Genomic DNA, 8,999 nt, shown 5'->3' on the forward strand with positions numbered 1-8,999 from the left:
TTTTTCTATATTATAATCAATATTCCTACTTTTTCATATTCATTTTCATAACTTGAAAGCTCTATTTTCAAATTATTTTATTCTAAAGCACCTTTGACTTTCTTTCTTGTCAGACATCGATTCTGTCTATTGGCCAGTGCGTATCTGCGTCCTTGTAATAAAATTTTTCTACCTCTTTCATTTCTCGTATAAATAAGTTCATATTTTCCAATATAAGGTTTCATACATTGTGCAAAAATCAAAGCATCTTCTTTTCTTTTTGAAAAAACTTCTGGCACAACAAAATATCCATCCATTCGATGTCTTCGAGATTGTTTATACAGAATGTATCTTTGATTATCGATTTCATCAAAAAATTCATTCACACATTTTGCAAATAATGTTTTATCATGTGCTGTTCCACCGCTCAAATAAATTGCATGATAAACAGCTTCTGAGTCACTTTGAACACGACAATTCATCATTTCAAACAAATGCATTCGAAGCATAGCCTGATAGATTCCATCACCAAATGCCTGTAATCTTTTTAAAGGATTCATCAACGTAAAGACTCCTTTTAATTTCCACAATACACTGATAACACCTGCTAAAATATATGTAAATACAGCGTAAATCATATAGGTATTACGTATATGCAATACCTTTGCTATCACAATTCCTATAATGAAAGTGATAATGAAACTCAACGCAATCAGTATGACATGTCTTATCGCATCATGCAATAAAACAATTGTAATCTCCTGATTTTCTGTTTCTACTTCATCCACCACTTCTATCTTGTCATAAATAGCTAAAGAATGTTGCCATCTTTGTTGTAATTGAGAGCGAGATGAGGATAATTGAAACATCTTTTGATTGGTTTTTTTCATATTATTTTTATTTAATGGATATTGAATAGCTGTTAATCTTTTAATCCCATTTTCAATATAATCTTGTTCATAATGAAGTCCTAAGAAATGTTCCATTCTGCGTTGAAGATTTTCAAAATCACTTTCAGTATCACTAATCTGTTGACGAGAATTAATAATTCCTTTTGTTGGTGGGACACATACCAGATGCCAAATATGACTGACTTTATTAGGATTTTTAGCATAAGTACGTATCGCTCTTCCACGCATTTGATTGCTTAACATAAATGAACCTACAAAACTCGCTAAAATCAGAGTGTTCACACAAGGTGAATCCCACCCTTCTCCAAGTAATGACTTTGTTCCAATTAATACCTGTATGTTTTCCTGTTCAAACAGTGTACTGACAGCTTCTACAATTTGGTGTTGATGATTTTTCGTATCAACTTGAATATAATCATCAACAAGATGAAATGGCTTAAAGATGACTGCCTCTTTTTGTGAAACAAGATTTAACAGCTGTTCTTTCAAAGACGTAGGAATAATCACAACTGAACCACACAATACCGCTAGTTGTATGGGTTGATTACGTTTCTTGCTTTCTCTTCTCAACATTTCAAAAAATGGCAAAACCCCTAAAGCATGAACACTCATTTGATCATTTCCAATAGCTTTTTCATATTCTGATTTAATATAATCTGTGAGTATTAACAATTTCAAATCTTGCTGCATATGTTCATATTCATGAAAAACAATCTCACGAATACTATCACTTTTTCCTACAGATGAAATAAGCATTTTTTCAAAAGCAATATCTACCTGCATAACGACTTTCTTTTTGTCTATCAATCCATGTGATTTGACATACTGATAAAGCTCATGAAAATCTTTTTCGTCAATTGTATAAGATTGGCAATCATCAAAGAAAAATCCTTGTAATAATATTTCTAACCATTTTTCTGACATGTCTTCTAATTTTTTTGTTCCTAATATTTTCGAATATTCTTTTGGATATGATAACTGTTTACTTTCTAAATAAATCAGGATAGATGATAAATATGCAGGATTTTCTAAAGCCTCATCTAAATGTTCCACAGATAAAGCATAGGGATGTGATTGAATAGCCTTTTCTAATCTTGAATCTTTCATTAAGAATTGAAAAACATCGTGAACCCGATCTTCAAAAGCTTTAATCTGAGTAGTTTCTTCTTTTGTTGGATAATTAAAATACACATAATCCTGATGCGGACATAAACTGCCTTCTTTGACTAACTCAGGCACTGTAATCTCAACGTCAATCTCTCCACACATATCTATATACCTGTTCCACATAGAAAGTGAAGAATCATAGGGTGGTGTTGCAGTCAAAGAAATGGTAAAAGAAAAATTGACCTGTTTCTTGAATGCTTCCAATGCTTTCCACCATTCTGTTCTTAAATGATGACACTCATCTAAACATAATGTTTCAATACCAGCCTTTTGCATCGCTTCAACTAATGAAAAGTCATGATAGTCTATGTTTTCTTCATCTTCTTTCGCCTGAACTTTTTTCATAGCACTATGAATAGATTGGTAAGTAGAGACATTAATTAATTTTAAATGTTTTAAATCTTGTGAAATATAATCATCACTATTCAATCCCTCAATCAAAAAAGCCTCATTGATTCTTCCCACCCACTGCTGACGAATCGTAATTGTAGGCACAAGGATTAATGTTGGTTTATTAATTTTTCTCATCATTTCAATCCCTAATGTCGTCTTCCCAGACCCTGGTGCTGCGACAATATGAATCTTTTGGTCACGTTTATAAATATCAAATTGATTCAATACATTTTGTTGATAATGTCTCCATTTTCCTTGGAACTTTAAAATATCTTGGCAGTTCATTCTTTCACCCCTTTATTTTTGAAACAAATTTAAGATAGTCTTCTGTACTGTGATAATCCAAAAGCCAAAATCAATATAAATAGTGGATAAAAGAAAAATAATCCTAAAGCAAATAAGAAACCATGTCCAAATGCATATGATAATCTCATGAGCAGATAAATAATAAAGATGATATTGACAAAAGGAATCAGTAAAATAATCATTGTCCATCCAGAACTTGTGACCATCTTACAAAAAGAATAAATATTATAAATAGGAATCAAAGCATACCATCCTTTCAGGTGTGCTTTCTTAAACAATTGCCACCATGCTATAATACTAATCAACGATATAAAAAATCCACCTGTTAAAAATATTTTCATAAACTCATGCATATAAGCACCATCCCTTTTTCTAATTATAACATAAAAGGCTATTGACAATAGCCAATAACCCATATTCCCATCAAATTACATTCTAATTGCCTGTATAGCAATACATCCAGGTCCTCCTTGAGCAATAAAAACAGGAGACAGCTCATATATTTCAATGATGGTATTTTCAAAAACACTTTGTAATTGTTTCACAACATCTTGCGCCTGTTTAAGTACTCCAGCATGAGTCACATAGATTTTAAAATCTTCATTTACACCTAATTCCTGAAATGCTTTTATAATTTCTTTGACAGCACTTTTAAAAGTTTTTTTCATTGCATATTTTTCCAATCGTTTTGCATCTTTTGTTGTGGTCATAATGGGTGTAATCTTTAACATACCACCAAGCGTTGCTGCTAGAGGGGTTAAACGTCCTCCACGTTTTAAAAATCCAAAATCTTGAGGGATTAAAAATGATTTCTCTGCCGCTATACTTTTATGTAATTCTTTCATAATATGATGAATATCCATACCTTTATCTCTTAAAGCCACAGCCTTTTCCACAAGATATCTTTGCGGACCACATAAAGTCATGGAATTTATAATATGAATATTGTCTCCATGATCTACACTTGCCTTAGCACTCATGGTGCTTTGATAAGTTCCAGATAGTCCATCAGCCATATTGATAACCAATATATCTTCATCTGGATATTTTTCAAACATTTCAATCGTTTCACCAATAGAAGGCTGCGAAGAACTTGGAACATGACCTTCCTTAACAATTTCTAAAAATTCCTGACTTGTGATATCAACATATTCTTTATAGCTTTTCTTATCGGCGATTACATTTAATGGAAGAACTTCTACTCCCATTTTTTCTCCTTCTTGTGGTGACAACAAAGCCCCTGTGTCAGTCATAATTTTCATAACTTATCTCCTCGAATCTATAATCTCTTTCTTATAAAGTAACAAAGATTAATATCGATGTCAATATAAATGTAGTTTTTAAAACTATATTTAATAGAGATAATACTGTTACATTTTTTATTTATAATATCAAGAATTATTTAAATTATTTTTTTATAGTTGTATGATATAAGTAGAAAATAAAAAAACTATTGACTATAGAGTAACTCAATAGTGTTCAATAATATCAGGAGGGAAGATATATGTTTGAATTCATAAAGAAAGTCGTCACCAATCAAAAGAAAGACTACCTATTGTTATTGATTCTTTTAACTGTTTTAGCTGCTTTTGAGTTTTGTTTAATCGCTATGTATGATTGTATTGCGACTTCTAATTATATGACAATGCTCTCACTCAGCAGTATTCCAACTTTGGCTTTAGCCATTGCAGTTGTATTAAGTGTTTTTATTACAAAATATTTTATTCAAAGTAAACAACAAGAGTTTTCAATGTTATTACTGTTTGGAAGAAAACCAAAAGATTTATTTATCTATCTGATTTTACAATATGCTATTCTTCTTATTATTGCTTTTGGATTAGGCATCATATTGGGTTTATTTTTGATGTATGCCATCAATAGTTTACTCCATATTCTGCAAATGACATTTTCTTTTCATTTTGATTTGAGCAACAATCTATTTCTTTATTTCTGTTTCCTTATTATAACTGTTATTTTGGTACTAGCTGTCAGTACCCAACAATTTACACAGATTGAATGTCATCTTTCTACAACAATCAATCATAAATCAGTCCAAAAAGGTGCTCCCTATCTCATCGCTATGAGCAGACATTCCTTAAAAAGAAAATTCCCTATCACTCAAGTCATTACATCCTTTTTTGCAATCTATATTTTCTTTTATGCCTTATATGCTCTAATAACTGATACACTATTACAAAATAAACTCATATATTTTTCTTTGAGTCTTGCTTCCATGATTATCATTATCAATACATTTATTCCTCTCTTATTTGATATATGTCATCAAAGTATCTTACAACATCCATTTCTTTTCTACAGCATTTCTGGATTCATTGATTTAACCAATCAACTTGTCTCAATTGCCAATATTCACGCAATCGTTGTCCCTGTGATGTTTATGTTCTTGTTAATGGGTGAAACCACTTCAAATATCAATGCATTTATTATTCCGTGTTTCATGATGATGCTGATCATGCTACTGTTGTGTCTTATTATTAAATTTTCCTTATACCTCAAATCCACCTTCAATATCTATGCCACACAATATGCTTTAGGTTACAATCAAAAACAATTATTTAAAATATCACTATTTAAAAATATATTATTTATCTTTCTTGTTATCATTATTCCTTTGATTTATATTCACTATTTAGGTTCCTACATTGTCATGCAAGGTTATTTATCAAAAAGCATTATGACAGGACTAGAAATTTTATATATCGTTATCTACTTCATGTTTTTGATATTGATGATAATTAAAGAAAAACAATGTATTAAGGAGGTTTCAGATCATGTCAAATATCTTAATAGAAGCGAATAATATCTCTAAAATTTATGACCAAGATATCTTTTTAAAACGTGGAAAAAATATTTATGCTTTGAATAATGTCAATTTTCAACTTGAACAAGGTGATTTTATATGTATTATGGGGCCTTCTGGATCTGGTAAAAGCACTCTATTGAATTGCCTATCTACATTAGATCAGGTGACACGTGGTGATATTAAAGTCTTTCATCAAAGTGTCTCAACAATGAGTAAAGATGAATTATGTGAATTTAGATATCAAAAAACAGGTTTTGTTTTTCAAAATCATAATCTGATTCCCTACTTATCTATCTATGATAATATAGCTGCTCCTATTATACTAGGAAAACAGAAAGCAAAAATAATTGAGAAGAAAGTCATGGATTTAGCCAAGATGCTTGAAATTGAAGATATTCTTGATAAATTCCCGCATGAATGTTCTGGTGGAGAATGTCAAAGAGTCGCAATTGCTCGTGCTTTAGTTAATCAACCTGAAATTCTTTTCTGTGACGAACCAACAGGTAACCTAGATTCTAAAAATTCTCATAAATTATTAAGTTTCTTATCACAATTGAATCATCAAGGCACAACTATCGTTCTGGTTACACATGATCCTGTCATTGCCAGCTATGGAAAAACAATGATTTACATCTATGATGGTGGAGTGAAAACAACAATTCATCAAAATCAGGCTTCTCAAAAATCTTTCCTGGAAAAAATCAATCAGGTTGTTCATCAAGATACACTTCTCTATGAATTTGATAAAGACGAAATTTCTTATCAAGACACTAACACTCATGAAGATATAACTATGAAAGTTGAAGACAAGAAAAAAGAATATGTTTCAAGACAAACTGTCTATATGATCATTGATGGTCATCCTATCGATAATAATATTTTAAAAAACAGTACACCTTTATATATTCGTGGCTCTCATGCAGAATTTAAGAACGTTCGTAATGATGATATATCTTTTGATTTGAAAGATATTAAAGAAATAAAGATGGATTTAACTGCCCAATTTGTACAATTTGGTTTATTTAGTGATTATACCTTTAAAGTCACTTTAGATTGTATCAGTGATGAAGGTATTTATAAATTCACGTTAAAGAATAAAGATGATTTTATTGATATTATTCAACATTTTCATCAACTTGAAATTCCTCTTGATGACCCTCGTCATATTGAAGAGGCTTATCATCAGTATCCACATGACTATGAACGTACAAAATACTACCGCAGAACTCATAAAGACTTACTTAAATACAAATAGAAGAGGCATCACACCTCTTCTATTCTTCTTCAATAACTCCCATTAACTCTAAAATACGGTTTAAATCTTTAGTATCTGTATATTTTAAAGTAATGGTATGATCATCAACTTTAATCTTCGTACGATATTTTTTTCTTAATAAACCTTCAACATAAACATATTCTTGAGGTTTAGCTTCTTTCGGTTTTGCTTTTCTTGCTTCCTGAAGTTTAATTCCTTTGATAATATCTTCCACTTCTCTGACAGATAATTGCTGGTCAATAGCTTTTTTAGCGACTTCTAAAGCTTTCTTTTCATCAATAGTGATTAAAGGTTTAATATGTCCCATTGTGAGAGTACCTTCTAAAACATAATTCTGTAACTTCTGTGGCATTTTTAAAAGTCTCACTGTATTGGCAACATGGGCTCTTGATTTTCCAATGCGTTTGGCTAATTCTTCTTGTGTCAGATTTAACTTTTTCATCATATTCTGATAAGCCTGTGCTTCCTCAATAGCGTTCAAATCTTCTCTTTGAATATTTTCAAGTAAAGCAATTTCCATCATCTGTTGATCAGTAAAATCAACAATAATGGCAGGAATCTCTTTCAAACCAACTAAAGATGCAGCACGATAACGTCTCTCTCCAGCAACAATTTCATATCCCTGAATAGCTTCTTTTAAAATAATCGGTTGAAAAATACCATGTTCTTTAATAGATTGTGCTAATTCATTTAATTTTTCTTCATCAAAATGCTTTCTTGGTTGATATGGATTTGGTCGAATCTGATCAATTGGGACTTGAACTTGCGCAAATTGAGATGGTTTCTTCTCAATCGCATCTATCATTGTCTGAATATCTTCACCTTGAAACAGTTCATTTAACCCTTTTCCTAAACCACTCTTTTTCTTTTTACTTGCGGCCATTACGTTTCACCACTTCCTTTGCAAGTTTTGCATACGCCTTAGCTCCTTCAGAATGAGCATCATAATCAAAAATATTCAATCCTTCTGATGGTGCTTCGGATAACTTAATATTTCTTGGAATCACAACATCATAGACTTTTTCTCTAAAATACTTTCTGACTTCCTGAGACACTTCAACACCTAAATTTGTTCTTGCATCCAACATTGTCAACAAAACACCTTCAATAGTTAAATCTTCATTAAAAACTTTTTGCGTTAATAGTATCGTATTCAATAACTGTGTTAATCCTTCCAATGCATAGTATTCACATTGCACAGGTATCAAAACAGAATCAGCTGCTGTCAAAGCATTTGTATTTAATAAACCTAATGCTGGTGGACAATCAATAATCACATAATCATACTGTTTTTTATCATCACCTAAAGCCGATTTCAATCTTTGTTCTCTTCCAGACTTCACTTGTGATAATTCTATTTCAACACCAGCTAAATCTATATTAGCAGGAACAATATCAAGGTTATCCACTCCAGAAGGTATCTTAATGTCTTTGATAGGCATATTTTGTGTAATTGCATCATATATTGTATATTCTAAAGATGAACGATCTACACCTAATCCTTGTGTCGCATTTGCTTGAGGATCAATATCTATCAATAAAACTTTTTTCCCCATATACGCAAGAGCTGCACTTAAATTAACACTGGTTGTGGTTTTTCCTACTCCACCCTTTTGATTTGTAACAGCGATAACCTTTGACATCTTTTTTCCTCCTTCACTTTATTTCTTATTTTTTCATACTACAATCCTATATGACTAATAAATATAGGTAATAAAAGGAAGAAGCAATATTTCTGTGTACATCTTCCTAAAATGACGATTTATATAACCTATTCTTTATAAATTAACTATTGAAACTCAATAAAACAAACACAACTATTAATATTATCTATATATAATATACTTTTTTTGATTGTCAAAACATGTCTGAATCAACATTTATTTTATATATTTTCCTATAACATTAAAAAATCCATCATGGTAAAACCAATAGCGATTGGAAAATATATTTCTTATTCATCAATGTTATAGAAAATCTTTTCATTATCAATATAACTTCCCTGTTATATTTTCTTTCATTTGATTTTAACGGTTGTATTATAGCATACTTCTACATTTTTTTATAGAGCTTTTCTATAATAGAAGAAATTTCATCAATTGTCTACAAAAAAAGTTCGAGATTTTCCCGAACTTCTCATTTT

The 8,999-nt window shown here is 30.8% G+C and carries 7 protein-coding genes; 2 read left to right on the forward strand and 5 right to left on the reverse strand.

The window, feature by feature from the left end:
* Positions 1-77: 77 nt before the first annotated feature.
* From ACZYT4_RS13570 to ACZYT4_RS13580, 3 genes are all read right to left on the reverse strand, one after another.
* Complete coding sequence (locus ACZYT4_RS13570; RefSeq protein ID WP_463786769.1) at positions 78-2,735, reverse strand: DEAD/DEAH box helicase family protein; 2,658 nt, start codon at positions 2,733-2,735, stop codon at positions 78-80.
* A gap of 29 nt (positions 2,736-2,764) precedes the next feature.
* Positions 2,765-3,109 carry a DUF5684 domain-containing protein gene (locus ACZYT4_RS13575; RefSeq protein ID WP_463786771.1) on the reverse strand — a complete coding sequence of 115 codons (345 nt, stop codon included), beginning with the start codon at positions 3,107-3,109 and terminating at the stop codon, positions 2,765-2,767.
* A 75-nt stretch (positions 3,110-3,184) separates the two neighbouring features.
* The gene (locus ACZYT4_RS13580; protein ID WP_463786773.1) at positions 3,185-4,018 is read right to left on the reverse strand and encodes a DegV family protein; all 834 of its coding nucleotides are present in this window, start codon (positions 4,016-4,018) and stop codon (positions 3,185-3,187) included.
* A gap of 242 nt (positions 4,019-4,260) precedes the next feature.
* On the opposite strand from ACZYT4_RS13580, the gene ACZYT4_RS13585 reads away from it, so the two are divergent.
* Together ACZYT4_RS13585 and ACZYT4_RS13590 are read left to right on the forward strand one after the other, a co-directional pair.
* Positions 4,261-5,577, forward strand: coding sequence for an FtsX-like permease family protein (locus tag ACZYT4_RS13585; RefSeq protein WP_463786775.1), 1,317 nt, complete (start codon positions 4,261-4,263; stop codon positions 5,575-5,577).
* Positions 5,549-6,835: an ABC transporter ATP-binding protein gene (locus ACZYT4_RS13590; RefSeq protein ID WP_463786777.1), complete on the forward strand. Its 1,287-nt coding sequence runs from the start codon at positions 5,549-5,551 to the stop codon at positions 6,833-6,835. The genes ACZYT4_RS13585 and ACZYT4_RS13590 overlap by 29 nt, the downstream gene beginning before the upstream one ends.
* Before the next feature lie 19 nt (positions 6,836-6,854).
* Here the strand turns inward: ACZYT4_RS13590 and ACZYT4_RS13595 are convergent, their stop codons facing one another.
* Positions 6,855-7,739: a ParB/RepB/Spo0J family partition protein gene (locus ACZYT4_RS13595; RefSeq protein WP_463786780.1), complete on the reverse strand. Its 885-nt coding sequence runs from the start codon at positions 7,737-7,739 to the stop codon at positions 6,855-6,857.
* A complete protein-coding gene (locus tag ACZYT4_RS13600) occupies positions 7,726-8,499 on the reverse strand; it encodes a ParA family protein (protein WP_463786782.1) in 774 nt (257 codons plus the stop codon). The genes ACZYT4_RS13595 and ACZYT4_RS13600 overlap by 14 nt, the downstream gene beginning before the upstream one ends.
* Positions 8,500-8,999 lie beyond the last annotated feature (500 nt).

This window comes from Massilimicrobiota sp. mt181, from assembly GCF_055420065.1.